Source organism: Pseudoalteromonas sp. BSi20429 (assembly GCF_000238895.1).
GTDB lineage: Bacteria > Pseudomonadota > Gammaproteobacteria > Enterobacterales > Alteromonadaceae > Pseudoalteromonas > Pseudoalteromonas arctica.
Genome location: NZ_BADV01000107.1, coordinates 1 through 340 on the forward strand (window position 1 = coordinate 1; position 340 = coordinate 340).

The 340-nt window shown below is 38.5% G+C and carries 1 protein-coding gene; it reads right to left on the reverse strand.

The genetic code is table 11. The features are described from left to right. Nucleotides 1-340, reverse strand: a 340-nt coding sequence (locus P20429_RS20005; RefSeq protein ID WP_033027202.1) for a hypothetical protein, incomplete at both ends; no start/stop codon positions are given.

Sequence of the window (340 nt, forward strand, 5' to 3'; positions counted from 1 at the left end):
CTATAAGCTCAAGCTCTTCTTCAAGCTCAGGTTCTTCTATAAGCTCAGGCTCTTCTTCAAGCTCAGGCTCTTCTTCAAGCTCAGGCTCTTCTGCAAGTTCAGGCTCATCTTCAAGCTCTGGCTCTTCATTTAATGATGAAGCAAGCGACTCAATATCATCAACATTTAATTCTTCTTGAGCATCTGCTAAATCCTCAACTGAGTCTGCTAATGCATTATCAATTTCTGAATCTCTTACATCTGAATTTTTTAGTTCATCATCAATTAGGTTATCTATGTCGTCTAAATCAAAGTCGTCACTTTCCTCAACTAATGATTTATCTGCAGTATCAACCGCTGT